This window comes from Serratia sp. CY43202 (assembly GCF_052168755.1).
In the GTDB taxonomy this organism is placed as follows: domain Bacteria; phylum Pseudomonadota; class Gammaproteobacteria; order Enterobacterales; family Enterobacteriaceae; genus Serratia; species Serratia bockelmannii.
The window spans coordinates 221,659-238,105 of sequence record NZ_JBJNMB010000006.1 but is presented as its reverse complement, the minus strand read 5'-3'; the positions used below and the strand labels follow the sequence as shown (position 1 = coordinate 238,105).

Sequence of the window (16,447 nt, the reverse complement as noted above, 5' to 3'; positions counted from 1 at the left end):
ATGGACATGTCTCAGATGACGCCGCGTCGCCCGTATCTGCTGCGGGCGTTCTACGACTGGCTGCTGGATAACCAGCTGACGCCGCACCTGGTGGTCGACGTGACTCGCCCGGATGTTCAGGTGCCGATGGAGTTCGCGCGTGATGGCCAGATCGTGTTGAATATCGCGCCGCGCGCGGTAGGCAACCTGGCGTTGGGCAACGAAGACGTGCAGTTTAACGCACGTTTCGGCGGCGTGCCGCGTCAGGTTTCGGTGCCGATGGCAGCCGTACTGGCGATTTATGCGCGTGAAAACGGCGCCGGCACGATGTTCGAACCGGAAGCCGCCTACGACGAGAGCGAAGGCGTGTTCGAAGGTCTGGACAATGAGACGATCCCGTCGGAAACCCTGATGTCAGTGATCGACGGCGATCGCCCGGATACCGCGGAAGATGACGGCCCGGACGACGAACCGCCGCAGCCGCCGCGCGGTGGCCGCCCGGCGCTGCGTGTGGTGAAATAAGCCCGCGTGAACAAACGAAAAAGCACCCCGTGGGGTGCTTTTTTTTGCCCGGACGAAGCGGATCAGCCTTTCAAGGCGGCAATGCAGGCATCGCGCGGCGCGCTGAGATCGCCTACGCGCACGGTGGACAGCGCGTGGGCTGCACGCTCACGGAAGCTGGTGATGGCGGTGTCGCCTTGCACTTCCGGTGGCGCGGTGCAGATGTCATTGAGCGGCAGATCGTTGCCTTTGTTGAGCGCCTGCAATACCGCCGCCGGGTTGTAGATCAGGGCCGCGGAGAGGGCAGATTTAATGCCGGCGGTAAATCCGGCATTGCCGCCGCCGGCCAGCTTGGGCGCCAGAGCAATCCAGTTGTCGTCCCCCAACCGGATGCTGTTTTCCACGGCGCTGAACTGCCCGGCCTTGCCCAACTGCGCCACGACCGGCCGCGCGCCGCGCGCTTCGATATTGTAACCGACCTCCTGCGAATCCAGCGCCAGGGCTGAGGCGCTGAAACTGACGGCCAGCAGCGCGCCGGCCAACAGGGAAATGGAGCATTTCATGTTCGCTATCCTTATCTCGGTGTCAGGCGCAGCCGCGCCCTGCAATGGTGCTAACTCAATACTATAGCGCGTTGAGGCGGTGGGGAGAGGGGCGGTTGTTACAAAGCGTGGCCGGTTAAAACAAAGGCCCGGCAACGTGCCGGGCCTTTGGCGGTACGGAAGGTTTACACTTCCAGGTAGTTCATGATGCCATCAGCCGCTTTGCGGCCTTCGGCGATCGCCGTCACCACCAGGTCGGAGCCGCGGACCGCGTCGCCACCGGCGAAGATTTTCGGGTTGCTGGTCTGGAATGCGTTGTCGCTGCCTTCCGGCGCCACGATGCGGCCCTGTTTATCGAGCTGCACGTCGTGCGCCGCCAGCCAGTCCATACGGTGTGGGCGGAAGCCGAACGCCATCACCACCGCGTCGGCGTCGATAACGTGTTCGGAACCCGGTACCTGCTCCGCCGCCTGACGGCCGTTGGCATCCGGTGCGCCCAGCTGAGTGCGCACCATTTTCACCCCGGCCACGCGGCCGGCGCTGTTCAGTTCGATGCTCAGCGGCTGCAGGTTGAACTGGAAGTCCACCCCTTCTTCCCGCGCGTTCTTCACTTCGCGCTTGGAGCCCGGCATGTTGGCCTCGTCGCGGCGGTAGGCGCAGACGACCTGCGTCGCGCCCTGACGCACCGAGGTACGCACACAGTCCATGGCGGTATCACCGCCGCCCAGCACCACTACCCGCTTGCCTTCCATGCTGACGTAAGGCTCGTGCTGCTCGGTTTCATACCCCATCAGCTGCTTGGTGTTGGCGATCAGGAACGGCAGCGCGTCGTACACGCCCTGCGCTTCCTCATTCTCCAGGCCGCCGCGCATCGACTGATAGGTACCGACGCCGAGGAACACCGCATCGTACTCGCTCAGCAAGGTCTCCATGCTGATGTCTTTGCCCACTTCGGTGTTCAGCTGGAACTCGATGCCCATCTCGCTGAAGATGCCGCGGCGTTTGACCATCACTTCCTTTTCCAGCTTGAAGGCCGGGATACCGAAGGTCAGCAGGCCGCCGATCTCAGGATGACGGTCATACACCACCGCTTTGACGCCGTTGCGGGTCAGTACGTCGGCGCAGGCCAGCCCGGCAGGGCCGGCACCGACGATCGCCACGCGCTTGCCGGTCGGTTGCACGTGCGACATGTCCGGCTTCCAGCCCATTTCGATGGCCTTATCGCTGATGTAGCGCTCGATATTGCCGATGGTGACCGCACCGAACTCGTCGTTCAGGGTGCAGGAGCCTTCGCACAGGCGATCCTGCGGGCACACGCGGCCGCACACTTCCGGCAGGCTGTTGGTCTGATGCGCCAGGTCCGCCGCTTCCATGATGCGGCCTTCGTTGGCCAGTTTCAGCCAGTTCGGGATGTAGTTGTGCACCGGGCACTTCCACTCGCAATACGGGTTGCCGCAGGACAGACAGCGGTCCGCCTGGGCCTTGGCCTGGGTTTCCGAAAACGGTTCGTAGATCTCGACGAACTCGATTTTGCGGATCTTCAGCGGTTTCTTTGGCGGATCAACACGCTGCAGGTCGATAAATTGATAAACGTTCTGGCTCATTAATGACCTACCTCTTACTGCGCCTGCACCCGCAGCTCGGCTGCGGAGCGGCTACGGTGACCCAACAGCGCTTTGACATCGCTGGACTTCGGTTTGACCAGGGCGAACTTCGGCGCCCATTCCGGCCAGTTGGCCAGGATCTCTTCCGCGCGGGAAGAGCCGGTCGCCTGCACGTGTTCGGTGATCAGGCCGCGCAGATGCTCCTCATGGATCGCCAGCTGATCGACATCCAGCACTTCCACCAGCTCCGGGTTCACGCGCTTGCGGAACTCGCCGTCTTCGTCCAGTACGTAGGCAAAGCCGCCGGTCATGCCGGCACCGAAGTTGATGCCGGTTTTACCCAGCACGCAGACGATGCCGCCGGTCATGTATTCGCAGCCGTTGTCGCCGATGCCTTCCACCACGGTGATGGCGCCGGAGTTGCGCACCGCGAAGCGTTCGCCCGCGCGGCCGGCAGCGAACAGCTTGCCGCCGGTGGCGCCGTACAGGCAGGTGTTGCCGACGATACTGGCTTCATGGCTGCGGAAGGCGGAGCCGATCGGCGGACGCACTGCGATGCTGCCGCCGGCCATGCCTTTGCCGACATAGTCGTTGGCATCGCCGGTCAGGGTCAGCTCGACGCCGCCGGCGTTCCAAACGCCGAAGCTCTGCCCGGCGGTGCCGGAGAAGTGCGCCTTGATAGGATCGGCCGCCATGCCCTGATCGCCGTGCACGTCGGCGATCGCGCCGGACAGCATAGCGCCCACGGAGCGGTCGGTGTTGCGAATGTCGAAATAGAAGGTTTTACCCTGCTTCGCTTCGATATACGGCTGCGCCTGCGCCAGCAGCTCTTTGTTCAGCAGGCCCTTGTCGAACGCCGGGTTGCTGCTTTCGGTGCAGTACACCGCTTTGCCCGGATGCGGCGTGGCGGTTTTCAGCAGCGGCGACAGATCCAGCTTGTTCTGCTTGGCGGAGATGCCGTCTAGCTCGGTCAGGAACTCGGTGCGGCCGATCAGATCCACCAGCTGGCTCACGCCCAGTTGGGCCATGATCTCGCGGGTTTCACGCGCGATAAACTGGAAGTAATTCGTCACGCGTTCCGGCAGGCCGTGGTAGTGATCGCGGCGCAGCTTGTCGTCCTGAGTCGCGACGCCGGTCGCGCAGTTGTTGAGGTGGCAGATGCGCAGGTATTTGCAGCCCAGCGCCACCATCGGCCCGGTGCCGAAGCCGAAGCTTTCCGCGCCCAGGATCGCCGCTTTGACGATGTCCACGCCGGTTTTCAGGCCGCCGTCCACCTGCAGGCGGATCTTGTGGCGCAGGCCGTTGGCCACCAGCGCCTGCTGGGTTTCCACCAGGCCCAGTTCCCACGGACAGCCGGCATATTTCACCGAGGACAGCGGGCTGGCGCCGGTGCCGCCGTCGTAACCGGCGATGGTGATCAGATCGGCATAGGCTTTCGCCACGCCGGTGGCGATGGTGCCCACGCCCGGCTCGGACACCAGTTTCACCGAGATCACCGCCTTCGGGTTGACCTGCTTCAGGTCGAAGATCAGCTGCGCCAGATCTTCGATCGAGTAGATGTCGTGGTGCGGCGGCGGGGAGATCAGCGTCACGCCCGGCACTGAATAACGCAATCTGGCGATGTACGGAGTGACTTTGTCGCCCGGTAGCTGGCCGCCTTCGCCCGGCTTGGCGCCTTGCGCGACCTTAATTTGGATCACGTCGGCGTTCACCAGGTAGGCCGGCGTCACGCCGAAGCGGCCGGAGGCCACCTGTTTGATGCGCGACACCTTGTTGGTGCGGTAGCGCGCCGGATCTTCGCCGCCTTCGCCAGAGTTGGAGAAGCCGCCGAGACCGTTCATGGCGATCGCCAGCGACTCGTGCGCTTCCGGGCTCAGTGCGCCGATCGACATCGCCGCCGTGTCGAAGCGTTTGAACAGCGACTCCGCCGGTTCAACCTGATCGACCGGGATCGGTTCGCCTTTCGGCGTGATGGCCAGCAGATCGCGCAGCATGGCGACCGGCCGCTCGTTCACCAGCTTGGCGTAGGCCTGGTAGTCGCTGTACTCGCCGCTGTGCACCGCTTTTTGCAACGAGTTCACCACGTCCGGGTTGTAGGCGTGGTATTCGCCGCCGTGTACGAACTTCAGCAGGCCGCCTTGCTCCAGCGGCTTGCGTTTCAGCCAGGCGCGCTTGGAGAGGTTCTGCAGATCCTGCTGGAAGTCGCTGAAGCTGGCACCGCCGATGCGGCTGACCACGCCCTGGAAGCACAGATCCGCCAGATCGCGGTGCAGGCCGACCGCTTCGAACAGCTTGGAGCAGCGGTAAGAGGCGATGGTCGAGATGCCCATCTTGGACATGATCTTGTACAGGCCTTTGTTGATGCCGTTGCGGTAGTTCAGCATCACGTCGCGGTATTTCTTGTCGATCGCCTGGCTGTCCACCAGCTTGGCCAGGGTTTCATAGGCCAGATACGGGTAGATGGCGGTCGCGCCGAAGCCGAGTAGCACGGCGAAGTGGTGCGGATCGCGGGCGCTGGCGGTTTCAACGATCAGGTTGGCGTCGCAGCGCAGGCTTTTCTCCACCAGGCGGGTTTGCACGGCGCCCACGGCCATTGGAGCCGGTACCGGCAGGCGGCCGGGCGCGATGGCGCGGTCGGACAGCACCAACAGCACTGCGCCTTCGCGCACCTTGCGTTCCGCTTCGTCGCACAGGGCGCGAATGGTCTGCTCCAGATCCTGCTGCTGCGGATCGAAGGTCAGATCGAGCGTCTCGGCGCGATAGTATTCGCCTTCCAGCGTGGTGAGCTGTTTGAAATCGGAGTACAGCAGGATCGGCGATTTGAAGCTCAGGCGGTGCGCCTGGCCTTCGGCTTCGCAGAACACGTTCATTTCACGGCCGATGCTGGTGGCCAGCGACATGACGTGCGCTTCGCGCAGCGGATCGATCGGCGGGTTGGTGACCTGCGCGAACTGCTGGCGGAAGTAGTCGTAAACGATGCGCGGCCGGCTGGAGAGCACGGCGAACGGGGTATCGTCGCCCATCGAACCGGTGGCTTCCTGGCCAATCTCGCCCAGCACGCGGATCACCTGATCCAGCTCTTCACTGCTGTAGCCGAACTGTTTCTGGTAGGTTTCGAGCTGCGCGTCGTCGAGCTCGCGGCTGCCGACCTGATCGTCCGGCAGATCTTCGAACGGCACCAGGCGTTTGACGTTTTTCTCCATCCACTCTTTATACGGGTGGCGGCTTTTCAGATCGTTGTCGGTTTCCGCTGAGTGCAGGATGCGGCCGCTGCGGGTGTCGATCACCATCAGCTCGCCGGGGCCAACGCGGCCTTTTTCCACCACTTCATCCGGCTGGTAATCCCAGATGCCGACTTCGGAGGCGCAGGTGATCAGCTTGTCTTTGGTGATCACGTAGCGCGCCGGGCGCAGGCCGTTGCGATCGAGGTTACAGGCGGCGTAGCGGCCGTCGGACATCACGATGCCGGCCGGGCCGTCCCACGGCTCCATGTGCATCGAGTTGAAGTCGAAGAAGGCGCGCAGATCGCCGTCCATGTCCGGGTTGTTCTGCCAGGCCGGCGGCACCAGCAGGCGCATGGCGCGGATGAGATCCATCCCGCCCGCCAGCAGCAGCTCCAGCATGTTGTCCAGCGAACTGGAGTCGGAGCCGGTTTCGTTGACGAACGGCGCGGCGGCCTGCAGATCCGGGATCAGCGGCGTTTGGAATTTGTAGGTACGGGCACGCGCCCATTGGCGGTTGCCGGTGATGGTATTGATTTCGCCGTTGTGCGCCAGGTAGCGGAACGGCTGCGCCAGCGGCCAGCGCGGCACGGTGTTGGTGGAGAAGCGCTGGTGGAACAGGCATATGGCCGACTCCAGGCGCAGGTCCGCCAGATCGAGATAGAAGCGCGGCAGATCCGCAGGCATGCACAAGCCTTTATAGATCGTCACCAGGTTAGAGAAGCTGCAGACGTAGAAACTGTCGTCCTGCACGCGTTTCTCGATGCGGCGACGTGCCACGAACAGGCGGCGCTCCATATCGCGCGGGCGCCAGCCGGCCGGGGCGTTAACGAAGATTTGCTCGATGCGCGGCAGGGAGGAGAGGGCGATTTCACCCAGCACGTCCGGGTTGGTCGGCACTTCGCGCCAGCCGACGATCGACAGCGTTTCGTTTTGCAGCTCTTCTTCCACGATGCGGCGGCTGAGGCGCGCTTCCTCTTCATTCTGGCTGAGGAACATCATGCCGACGGCGTAGTTCTTGGCCAAACGCCAGCCGCGCTCTTCCGCCACCATGCGGAAGAAGCGATCGGGTTTTTGCAGCAACAGGCCGCAGCCGTCGCCGGTCTTGCCGTCGGCCAGGATCGCGCCGCGGTGCTGCATGCGGGCCAGCGCGTGAATGGCGGTGCGCACCACCTTGTGGCTAGGTTCGCCTTCTATGTGGGCGATCAGGCCGAAACCACAGTTGTCCCTCTCTTGGGATTTATCGTACAACATATCGTGAACCTCCCCAGGCTCTGCGTGACTCTCACAACCTACTGCGAGGGGGCTTCCCAATTTCAGGCAGAAGTCCAATCAGCAAGTTAACCCCGCCAATCTGCTTTTCCGCCCTCCATCAATGGCCTCTCGTGACGGTCTCACAAGTGGTATAGGACTTGTTTTAAGAGGGAGTCTTCAATTACTGCATAAATATGACGAGACGTTTGCCCGTCCAGAAAGCTTCCAGCGGACTTCCAACTTAGCGAGAAAGAATTCGCAGGTCAAATGTGGGCTTAAGATAGATTCTTATCGAATTAATGATGTTTATTTATTTGATAAATAAGTAATTTAATGCATTTTTGCACTGTCGTGGGGCAACACCGATCCCCGCAGAAGTGTGAGCTGTCTCACTATAGTGCAACCCCTTAATCTCTGCACCATGCTAGTGCGGGGGTTAATGCCAGAATTTTATTCTATAAGATATTGCTTGGCTGATGTTTATGACTATTTTTCACCGTGTTGTCATATTGCCGTTAACGGTTGCGTGACGATTAGAATAATTCATCAGAATTATAGTGAATTGATTTGCGTTTATGATGAATAGTTATGCCTGGTGGCGCCTTGCGGGGAAAGCGTTGATCTCTGTCATCGCGGGAAAAGCCGTTTCTTATTAGCATCGCGGCTTTGAACACAGAGAATCACCAAGATTATGCAGTTGCCGCAATTAGTCAATATGTTTGGCGCAGATCTCCAGCGCCGCTATGGCGAAAAGATCCATAAACTCACGCTGCACGGCGGATTCAGCTGCCCTAACCGCGACGGCACGTTGGGGCGCGGCGGCTGTACGTTCTGCAATGTCGCCTCGTTCGCCGATGAAGCGATGCAGCGCCAGAGCATCGACGAACAGCTGGCGCAACAGGCCGCGCGGGTCGATCGGGCGCGGCGCTATCTGGCCTATTTCCAGGCCTATACCAGCACCTATGCGCAGATCGAACGGCTGGCGTCGATGTATCGGCAGGCGTTGGCGCAGAGCGCCGTGGTCGGCCTGTGCGTCGGCACCCGGCCGGACTGCGTGCCGCCCGCCGCACTGGATCTGCTGGCGGGATACCACGAGCAAGGCTATGAAGTGTGGCTGGAGCTGGGGCTGCAGACGGCGCACGATAAAACGCTGAAGCGCATCAATCGCGGCCATGATTTTCGCTGTTATCAGCAGACGGCGCGGCTGGCCCGGCAGCGCGGGCTGAAGGTGTGCTGCCATCTGATCGTCGGGCTGCCGGGAGAAACTCAGCGCGATCATCTGCTCACGCTGCAGCGGGTGGTGGAGACTGGCGTGGATGGCATCAAACTGCATCCGCTGCACGTCGTTACCGGCAGTACCCTGGCCCGCGCGTGGCGCGCCGGGCGCTTGTCCGAACTGGCGTTGGAGGACTACGCCGTCAGCGCCGGGGAGATGATCCGCCACACGCCGAGCGAGGTGGTGTATCACCGTCTTTCCGCCAGCGCCCGTCGGCCGACGCTGCTGGCGCCGCTGTGGTGCGAAAACCGCTGGAGTGGCATGCAGGCGGTCGGTGCTTATCTGCAACAGCGCGGTGGGCAGGGCAGCGCGCTGGATGAAAAGTGGCGCTACCGCCCTGGAATGCCGCTCTGAAGTGCAATCTTTGCCACACTTCGGCGTTTGCCGCCTTATCTCACCGCGGTTTTACGGTATGATTCAAAAGATTGTGTCTGATGGGAGCCGCTATGAAGCAAATCCGGGTGTTGGCCCAGTACTACGTTGATTTAATGGTGAAACTGGGGTTGGTGCGCTTCTCGCTGCTGCTGGCCTCGGCGCTGGTGGTGCTGGCGATGGTGGTGCAGATGGCGGTGACCATGCTGCTGCGCGGCGAAGTGGAAAGCATCGACGTGGTGCGTTCGATCTTCTTCGGCCTGTTGATCACCCCGTGGGCGGTCTATTTTCTCTCGGTGGTGGTGGAACAGTTGGAAGAGTCGCGCCAACGGCTGGCGCGGCTGGTAGACAAGCTCGAAGAGATGCGCCACCGCGATCTGGAGCTCAATCAGCAGCTCAAAGACAATATCAGCCAGCTGAATCAGGAGATTGCCGACCGTATCAAGGCGGAAGAAGAGCGCCTGCAGGTGATGGAAAAGCTGACCGAAGAGATGGAACAGCGCGAGCTGGCGCAGATTGAGCTGGGCCAGCAATCGGCGCTGTTGCGTTCCTTCCTCGATGCCTCGCCGGATCTGGTCTACTACCGCAACGAAGACAAAGAGTTCTCCGGCTGCAACCGCGCGATGGAGCTGCTGACCGGCAAAAGCGAGAAGCAGCTGATCGGCCTGACGCCGTTCGACGTCTACGGCCAGGAGATCGCCGAAAAGGTCATTGAGACCGACGAGAAGGTGTTCCGCCACAACGTCTCGCTGACCTACGAACAATGGCTGGTGTATCCCGACGGCCGCAAAGCCTGTTTCGAGCTGCGCAAGGTCCCGTTTTACGACCGGGTGGGCAAACGCCACGGGCTGATGGGCTTCGGCCGCGATATTACCGAGCGTAAGCGCTACCAGGACGCGCTGGAGAACGCCAGCAGGGAGAAGACCACCTTTATCTCCACCATCAGCCACGAGCTGCGTACGCCGCTTAACGGCATCGTCGGCCTGAGCCGCATCCTGCTCGATACCGAGCTGAATGACGAGCAACTGAAATACCTGAAGACCATCCACGTCAGCGCCATCACCCTCGGCAATATCTTCAACGACATTATCGAAATGGATAAGCTCGAGCGGCGCAAGGTGCAGCTCGACAACCAGCCGGTGGACTTCACCGGTTTCCTGGCAGATCTGGAGAACCTCTCCGGCCTGCTGGCGCAGCCGAAAGGGCTGCAGTTCATCATGGATCCGCAGACGCCGCTGCCGCAGCAGATCGTGACCGACGGCACGCGCCTGCGGCAGATCTTGTGGAACCTGATCGGCAACGCGGTGAAATTTACCCAACAGGGGAAAATCGTGGTGCGCGTGCGGCGCGAGGCGCAGGAGAAGTTGGTGTTCGAGGTGGAAGATTCGGGCATGGGCATCCCGCAGGACGAGCAGGACAAGATCTTCGCCATGTATTACCAGGTGAAAGATCAGCGCGGCGGCCGTCCGGCCACCGGCACCGGCATCGGGCTGGCGGTCTCCAAGCGGCTGGCGCAGAGCATGGGGGGTGACATCACCGTGCGCAGCGAACAGGGGCACGGTTCTTGCTTCACTCTGACCATCCAGGCGCCGGCGGTGCAGGAAGCCGTCAGCGAGGTATCGGAGGAAGAGGAGCTGCCGTTGCCGGCGCTGCACATCCTGCTGGTGGAGGATATCGAACTGAACGTGATCGTGGCGCGATCGGTGCTGGAGAAATTGGGCAACAGCGTCGATGTGGCGATGAACGGCCACGATGCGCTGGCGATGTTCGACCCGGACGAGTTCGATCTGGTTCTGCTGGACATTCAACTGCCGGACATGACCGGGCTGGATATCGCCCGGGCGCTGCGCGAACGCTATGCCGGGCAGGCGCTGCCGCCGCTGGTGGCTTTGACCGCCAACGTGCTGAAAGACAAAAAAGAGTATCTCGAGGCGGGCATGGACGATGTGCTGAGCAAGCCGTTGTCGGTGCCGGCGCTGACCCAGGTCATCAAACACTATTGGGATCATCAACCTTCTCACACTTCAAAGAAAACGGAGCACAAGGCGATGCAGATTAATGAGTCGTTACTCGATACCGCGATGCTGGAACAGTACATGGATCTGGTTGGCCCGCAGCTGATCCACCAAAGCCTGGAGATGTTCGAACAGATGATGCCGGGCTACCTGGCGGTGCTGGACTCCAACATGACGGCGCGCGATCAGAAAGGCATCACCGAGGAAGGGCACAAGATCAAGGGCGCCGCCGGTTCGGTCGGTCTGCGCCATCTGCAGCAGCTGGCGCAGCAGATTCAAACGCCGACGCTGCCGGCCTGGTGGGATAACGTGCAGGATTGGGTGGATGAGTTGAAGCAAGAGTGGCGCAACGATGTGCAGGTACTGCGGGCTTGGGTTGAGAACGCTGAAAAAAAATGACCCCGACCTAAGCCGGGGTGCGCGAATATTGCGCCAACACCAGGGAAATTGTGAACCTGCGTATTGGTTTCAGTGTTCTGGTCGAGCAGGTTGTTGCGAATTCCTAAACATCATACAGCCAACAACATAGCAAATGTAAGCGCTCTTGTTAGAAGATTCATTAAAATGTGTGATGTAGATTAGTGTTTGTCAACTCAGAGCACGAACCAGTTGACAGCAGCGACAGGAGTAAGAGTGATGAAAAAGGTGGGTGTAGTCCTCAGCGGCAGCGGCGTTTATGACGGTACGGAGATCCATGAAGCGGTGCTGACGCTGCTGGCGTTGGACCGTGCCGGCGCCCAGGCGGTGTGCTTTGCGCCTGATAAACCACAATGCCATGTTATTAATCACTTATCGGGTGAGGAGATGGCGGAGTCGCGCAATGTCCTGATTGAATCGGCGCGCATTGCCCGCGGGGCAGTGCAGCCGCTGGCGCTGGCGGAAGCCGCCCAGCTGGATGCGCTGATCGTGCCCGGTGGCTTTGGTGCCGCCAAGAATCTCAGCAATTTCGCCGAAGCCGGCGCGGAATGTTGGGTCGATGAAGATTTGGTGCGTCTGACGCGCGAGATGCATAAGGCCAACAAACCAATTGGCCTGATGTGCATCGCGCCGGCGCTGTTGCCGAAACTGCTGGATCAACAAGCGCGGCTCACCATTGGCAACGATCCGGACCTGGGGGATGTGATTGACGCCATGGGCGGCGAGCCGGTGATTTGTCCGGTGGACGACATCGTGGTGGACAGCGAGCACAAGATCGTGACTACGCCAGCCTATATGCTGGCGCCGTCGATCGCGCAGGCGGCCCTCGGCATCGATAAGCTGGTGGCGCGGGTGCTGGAACTGTCTGAATGAGAAAATCGCTCGGCGGATGGCGGCGGCTGCGCCCGTGGTATTGGCTGAAGCGCGGTGTCATCGCGATTATCGGCCTGTGGGTGTTGGGCATTGTGCTCTTTGCCTTCCTGCCGGTGCCGTTTTCCGCCGTGATGGTGGAGAGGCAAGTCAGCGCCTGGCTGAGCGGCGACTTCGGCTACGTCGCCCATTCGGACTGGGTGTCGATGGACGATATCTCGCCGCAAATGGCGCTGGCGGTGATGGCGGCGGAGGATCAGAAGTTTCCAGACCATTGGGGCTTCGATGTGGCGGCCATTGAAAAGGCGCTCAGCCACAACGAGAAACGCCCGACGCGCATCCGCGGCGCATCCACGCTGTCGCAGCAGACCGCTAAAAACCTGTTTCTGTGGGATGGCCGCAGCTGGCTGCGCAAAGGGCTGGAGGCCGGGCTGACGTCGGGCATCGAGCTGGTGTGGACCAAGCGACGTATTCTGACGGTGTATCTGAACATCGTCGAGTTCGGCGACGGGGTGTTCGGCGTGGAAGAGGCTTCACAGCGCTTTTTCCATAAGCCGGCCAAACGTCTGAGCGCGGCCGAAGCGGCGCTGCTGGCGGCGGTATTGCCGAATCCGCACCGCTTCAGGGCCGATGCGCCGTCCGGCTATGTGGTGCAGCGTCAACAATGGATTATGCGCCAAATGCGGCAACTGGGCGGGGAAGCGTTTTTACGCGAGAACAAGCTGGATTAAACGTGCGGGAGCGGCACGGTGCCGCTCCCGCCAAGCGGTTTATTTCACATAGGTAAAGGCGGTAGTGACGTGCTTCACGCCGCTGACCTGGCTAGCAATCTGCGCCGCTGACTGCCCTTCCTGCTGCGTGACCAGGCCCAGCAAGAACACTTCGCCGTTTTCGGTAGTAACCTTCACGTTGGACGATTTCACCGTATCGCTGGTGAGCAGCTGCGAACGCACCTTGGTGGTGATCCAGGTGTCGGAGGACGCGGTGCTCAGGCTGACCGGCGTGCCCTGACGGATCTCGTTATACACTTCGGTCGTGCCTTCCACGCCCATGGCGATCTGCTTGGCGCGCGCGGTGAGATCGGCGTTAGGCGACTGGCCGGTCAACAGCACCTTGCCCTGATAGGCGGTGGCGACCACCCGGGCATCTTTCTTCAACTGCTGGTCTTTGCTCAGGGCGCTTTCGACCCTGGCTTCCAGCGTGCCGTCATCCACCTGGGTCCCGACGCTGCGCGGGTCGGTGGCGGTTTTGGTCGCGACGGCCGCACTGCCGACGACGACGCCGGCGATACAGCCTTGCAACAGCAGGGCGCTGGACAGCACTGCAAATGTGGCTTTTAGCTTCATCTCAGTTCCTTAATCGTCCTGGTGGGGGAATAACGTATTGTCTATCAGGTCGCACAGGCAGTTTACGGTCAGCATATGCATTTCCTGAATGCGCGAGCTGCGGTGCGATGGGATGCGGATCTCGACATCCTGCTGGCCGAGCAACCCGGCCAGTTCGCCACCGTCGTAGCCGGTGAGCGCGACGATGGTCATATCGCGGGTCACGGCCGCCTCGACCGCTTTCACAATATCACGGCTGTTGCCGCGGGTGGAAATCGCTAGCAGCACGTCACCGGTGTGCCCAAGTGCGCGCACCTGCTTGGCGTACACTTCGTCGTGCAACCGATCGTTGCTGATCGCCGTCAGCACCACGTTGTCGGCGTTGAGGGCGATGGCTGGCAGGCTGGGGCGCTCGGTTTCAAAACGGTTGATCATGCTGGCGGCGAAGTGCTGCGCGTTGGCCGCCGAGGTGCCGTTGCCGCAGCACAGGATTTTGTTGCCGTTGAGTAAGGATTGAACCAGCGTCATCGCAGCGCGGGAAATGGCGTCCGGCAGTGCTTCCGCCGCCGCGATCTGGGTTTGGATGCTTTCGGTAAAACAGACTTTAATTCTATCCAGCACGTTGTATTAATCCACTAAGTCAAAGGGCCGGTCTGCGCCGCAAAACCCCAATTAATCCGCATTGAAGGCGTTGGGTATCCATTCTAACTGGCTACCGGTAATGGCCAAAACATCAAAACGGCAAGATGATGTGTCAAAACTGGCTCCGCGCCCCGCCAGCCAGACGGCGGCGGCGTGCAGCAACCGCTGTTGTTTGCGAAAGGTGACGCTGGCGGCCGCGCCGCCGAAGGCGTCGTTGCGGCGGTAGCGCACTTCGACGAATACCCAGGTAGTGCCGTCGCGCATGATGAGGTCGAGCTCACCGCCGCGCACCGCGACGTTGGCGGCGCAGAAGGTGAGCCCGGCGTGTTCCAGGTGACGGCGGGCCAGTAACTCGTAGCCCGCCCCGGAGGCGCGTGGGTTCAAGAGACCGGAACGACCGTACCCTGACGGTATTGCAGCCAAGGCAGCTTGCGGTTGATCACGCAGTTCGGCGATGCGCTCAGCGTACCGGTGGTGCCGGAAACCTGGAAACCCGGCAGCTGGCGCATTTCAGCAAAGTGGTTGGCCAATGTCCAGGCATCCATCCCCATTGCATACAGGCGCACCAGCGAGTAATCGTTGCGGAAGCGCGCGCTGGCCTGCTGCAGTAGCTGAGGGTTTGAGCCGGCCAGCAGCGGGATATCGCTGAACTGCAGGCCTTCCATTTCCAGACGGAAGTCCGGGCCGGCGCCGGCCTGGTAGCTGCGCGAGCTGGCGTACATCGCCGGTTTGCCGCGCGAGCTGGTGGCCATGTCGATCATCGGTTTGATCAGCGTCAGTTGGGACTGGGTAGCGACGATATACACCGCGTCGACGCTGCCGCCGGTGGCGGCGGGCACGTCGCTCGGCGGCGCAGGAATGGTCAGCCCGGCGATGGTGACGCTCTGCGGCGCCGGGGCGCTCGACATCGGCGTGCCGGTCATGCGGATGCCGCCGCTGTTCACCATCTGGCGCAGCTCGCCGGCAGAGCCGATGTCCTGACGCAGCACGGTTTGCCCGCCTTGTTTCTGCCATTCCTGGTTAAAGGCCTTGGCGACGCGATCGCCGAAGGCGCCGCGCGGCACCAGCAGCAGCGGTTGACGCTTCTGCTGTTCCCAGATGTGGCGGGCGGCGTCGCGCGCTTCATCTTCCGGCGACAGGGCGAAGTAACAGATGTTCAGGTTGTCCTTCGGCGTTTCCGGCTGGTTGAGCGCCAGCACGTTCAGCGTGGTGGTGCTGGCGGACAGCTGATCGACGTTCTCTTTGAGCAGCGGCCCGACCACCAGAGTAGCGCCATCCTGCTGCGCCTGGCTCAGCAAGGCGGCCAGCGGCTGGCTGGTGGTGTCGTACACTTTGACCTGCGCATTAGCGGCCTGCAGCGGCGTTATCGGCGCGCTGGACGGTGCAGCGGGTTGCGCGGCGGTCACGGCCGGCTGGCTCTCTTGCGCCGAAGGGCTGACCGCGCCGTTGGCGTTGATGTCACCCGCTGCGGCCTGATCGGCCGGCGCCGTTTGGGCCGGTGCGCTGGCAGGTTGCGCGGCTTGAGGTTGCGGCGCCGGCATGAAACCGCCGTTTTTCGCCGCTTCGAAGCCTTGCTGGATGGCGTCGGCGAACACTTTCGCCTGGCCGTTCAACGGCAGCAGCAGGGCGATTTTCGAGGTGGAGGCCTGGGTGAAGTTCAGCACCTGGTTCAGGCGAGCGGGCAGCGTTTTGGCCGCCGGGTTCTTCGGATAACGGTTCTGCCAGTCTTTGATGCCGGCCTTCAGCAGATCGGGATCCTGCTTGTTGTCCTGATAGACGCGCAGCAGATCCAGCCAGCCTTGCAGCACGTTCTCGTCGGCGTTGATCACCAGGCTGTTCATCTCCTGCGGCGTCAGCTGCAGCAGCGCCTGCCAGGTCTGATCCAGGTTGTCCTGGTGCGGTTTGCCGGTCAGCAACGGCTCCTGAGCGATATAGGCGCGGATCAAGGGCAGCGACGCTTTGCCCTGATTGGCGGCAATCTGCGCCTGGTAGTAGCGCACCTTCTGATTCGGCGACAGCGAAGCGCTGTCCAGATGGCCCAGCGTACTGCGGGCGCTGACGTAGCTCTTGTTGGCGATCTGCAGTTCGGCGGCCAGCAACTGGCGTTCAGTCTGCTGCGCACCGCTGAGGTTTTTCGGCAGCTGGTTCAGCTGGTCGCCGGCCTGCGGCAGTTTTCCTTCACGCAGCAAGGCGCGAATAGCAAGTAATTGCCAGTCAGCCTTGTTATCATCGCTGCTTTGCTGCAACTGCTGCAGGTAGTAATCGGAGCTGGCGCTCGCTTCGTCCTGTATATTGGCGGGCGGCGTTTGCGGGGCCCGACTTGGACAGCCTGCCAGGAAAAGGGCGGCCGCGATGACTGCGGTAAGTCGGACAGGCTTGGAACGCCCTGCTTTGGTACGAACGAATGTTGAGGAAAGCATACTGTATCC

At 61.6% G+C, this 16,447-nt stretch carries 12 protein-coding genes; 5 read left to right on the top strand and 7 right to left on the bottom strand.

All coding sequences use genetic code 11. The annotated features are described in order from the left end of the window. Entirely contained in the window at positions 1-501 is a 501-nt protein-coding gene (sspB, locus tag ACJ8J5_RS14495; protein ID WP_025304365.1) for a ClpXP protease specificity-enhancing factor, read from the top strand. Between the two features lie 62 nt (positions 502-563). Here the strand turns inward: sspB and ACJ8J5_RS14490 are convergent, their stop codons facing one another. The 3 genes from ACJ8J5_RS14490 to gltB all read right to left on the bottom strand — a co-directional run bounded on the left by ACJ8J5_RS14490 (position 564) and on the right by gltB (position 7,101). Beyond that, entirely contained in the window at positions 564-1,043 is a 480-nt protein-coding gene (locus ACJ8J5_RS14490) for a hypothetical protein (RefSeq protein ID WP_025304364.1), read from the bottom strand. Between the two features lie 164 nt (positions 1,044-1,207). Beyond that, the gene (locus tag ACJ8J5_RS14485) at positions 1,208-2,626 is read right to left on the bottom strand and encodes a glutamate synthase small subunit (protein ID WP_043141970.1); all 1,419 of its coding nucleotides are present in this window, start codon (positions 2,624-2,626) and stop codon (positions 1,208-1,210) included. 14 nt (positions 2,627-2,640) lie between these two features. Beyond that, entirely contained in the window at positions 2,641-7,101 is a 4,461-nt protein-coding gene (gene gltB, locus ACJ8J5_RS14480) for a glutamate synthase large subunit (protein WP_060434641.1), read from the bottom strand. 691 nt (positions 7,102-7,792) lie between these two features. Between gltB and ACJ8J5_RS14475 the strand changes: the two genes are divergently transcribed. The 4 genes from ACJ8J5_RS14475 to mtgA all read left to right on the top strand — a co-directional run bounded on the left by ACJ8J5_RS14475 (position 7,793) and on the right by mtgA (position 12,782). After that, positions 7,793-8,731, top strand: a complete 939-nt coding sequence (locus ACJ8J5_RS14475; protein WP_334273858.1) for a TIGR01212 family radical SAM protein — start codon at positions 7,793-7,795, stop codon at positions 8,729-8,731. Positions 8,732-8,823: 92 nt separating this feature from the next. Further along, positions 8,824-11,163 (top strand): aerobic respiration two-component sensor histidine kinase ArcB, encoded by a 2,340-nt coding sequence (arcB, locus tag ACJ8J5_RS14470; RefSeq protein WP_025304360.1) that lies wholly within the window; start codon positions 8,824-8,826, stop codon positions 11,161-11,163. Between the two features lie 237 nt (positions 11,164-11,400). Continuing rightward, positions 11,401-12,054 carry an isoprenoid biosynthesis glyoxalase ElbB gene (elbB, locus tag ACJ8J5_RS14465; RefSeq protein WP_334273857.1) on the top strand — a complete coding sequence of 218 codons (654 nt, stop codon included), beginning with the start codon at positions 11,401-11,403 and terminating at the stop codon, positions 12,052-12,054. Continuing rightward, entirely contained in the window at positions 12,051-12,782 is a 732-nt protein-coding gene (gene mtgA / locus ACJ8J5_RS14460; RefSeq protein ID WP_025304358.1) for a monofunctional biosynthetic peptidoglycan transglycosylase, read from the top strand. Before elbB ends, mtgA begins: the two co-directional genes overlap by 4 nt. Positions 12,783-12,821: 39 nt before the next feature. On the opposite strand, the gene dolP is transcribed toward mtgA, so the two are convergent. The 4 genes from dolP to ACJ8J5_RS14440 are packed head-to-tail and all read right to left on the bottom strand — an operon-like array spanning position 12,822 to position 16,438. After that, entirely contained in the window at positions 12,822-13,397 is a 576-nt protein-coding gene (dolP, locus tag ACJ8J5_RS14455; RefSeq protein ID WP_004937101.1) for a division/outer membrane stress-associated lipid-binding lipoprotein, read from the bottom strand. A 9-nt stretch (positions 13,398-13,406) separates the two neighbouring features. Continuing rightward, complete coding sequence (gene diaA / locus ACJ8J5_RS14450; protein ID WP_004937103.1) at positions 13,407-13,997, bottom strand: DnaA initiator-associating protein DiaA; 591 nt, start codon at positions 13,995-13,997, stop codon at positions 13,407-13,409. A 51-nt stretch (positions 13,998-14,048) separates the two neighbouring features. Then, positions 14,049-14,402 carry a YraN family protein gene (locus tag ACJ8J5_RS14445; protein ID WP_015379164.1) on the bottom strand — a complete coding sequence of 118 codons (354 nt, stop codon included), beginning with the start codon at positions 14,400-14,402 and terminating at the stop codon, positions 14,049-14,051. Further along, the gene (locus ACJ8J5_RS14440) at positions 14,399-16,438 is read right to left on the bottom strand and encodes a penicillin-binding protein activator (protein ID WP_334273856.1); all 2,040 of its coding nucleotides are present in this window, start codon (positions 16,436-16,438) and stop codon (positions 14,399-14,401) included. Before ACJ8J5_RS14440 ends, ACJ8J5_RS14445 begins: the two co-directional genes overlap by 4 nt. Positions 16,439-16,447 lie beyond the last annotated feature (9 nt).

Coding starts and splice junctions, on each gene's coding strand:
- sspB (WP_025304365.1), top strand. CDS start 1: ATGGACATGTCTCAGATGACGCCGCGTCGCCCGTATCTGCTGCGGGCG.
- ACJ8J5_RS14490 (WP_025304364.1), bottom strand. CDS start 1,043: ATGAAATGCTCCATTTCCCTGTTGGCCGGCGCGCTGCTGGCCGTCAGT.
- elbB (WP_334273857.1), top strand. CDS start 11,401: ATGAAAAAGGTGGGTGTAGTCCTCAGCGGCAGCGGCGTTTATGACGGT.
- ACJ8J5_RS14475 (WP_334273858.1), top strand. CDS start 7,793: ATGCAGTTGCCGCAATTAGTCAATATGTTTGGCGCAGATCTCCAGCGC.
- arcB (WP_025304360.1), top strand. CDS start 8,824: ATGAAGCAAATCCGGGTGTTGGCCCAGTACTACGTTGATTTAATGGTG.
- ACJ8J5_RS14485 (WP_043141970.1), bottom strand. CDS start 2,626: ATGAGCCAGAACGTTTATCAATTTATCGACCTGCAGCGTGTTGATCCG.
- mtgA (WP_025304358.1), top strand. CDS start 12,051: ATGAGAAAATCGCTCGGCGGATGGCGGCGGCTGCGCCCGTGGTATTGG.
- dolP (WP_004937101.1), bottom strand. CDS start 13,397: ATGAAGCTAAAAGCCACATTTGCAGTGCTGTCCAGCGCCCTGCTGTTG.
- ACJ8J5_RS14440 (WP_334273856.1), bottom strand. CDS start 16,438: ATGCTTTCCTCAACATTCGTTCGTACCAAAGCAGGGCGTTCCAAGCCT.
- gltB (WP_060434641.1), bottom strand. CDS start 7,101: ATGTTGTACGATAAATCCCAAGAGAGGGACAACTGTGGTTTCGGCCTG.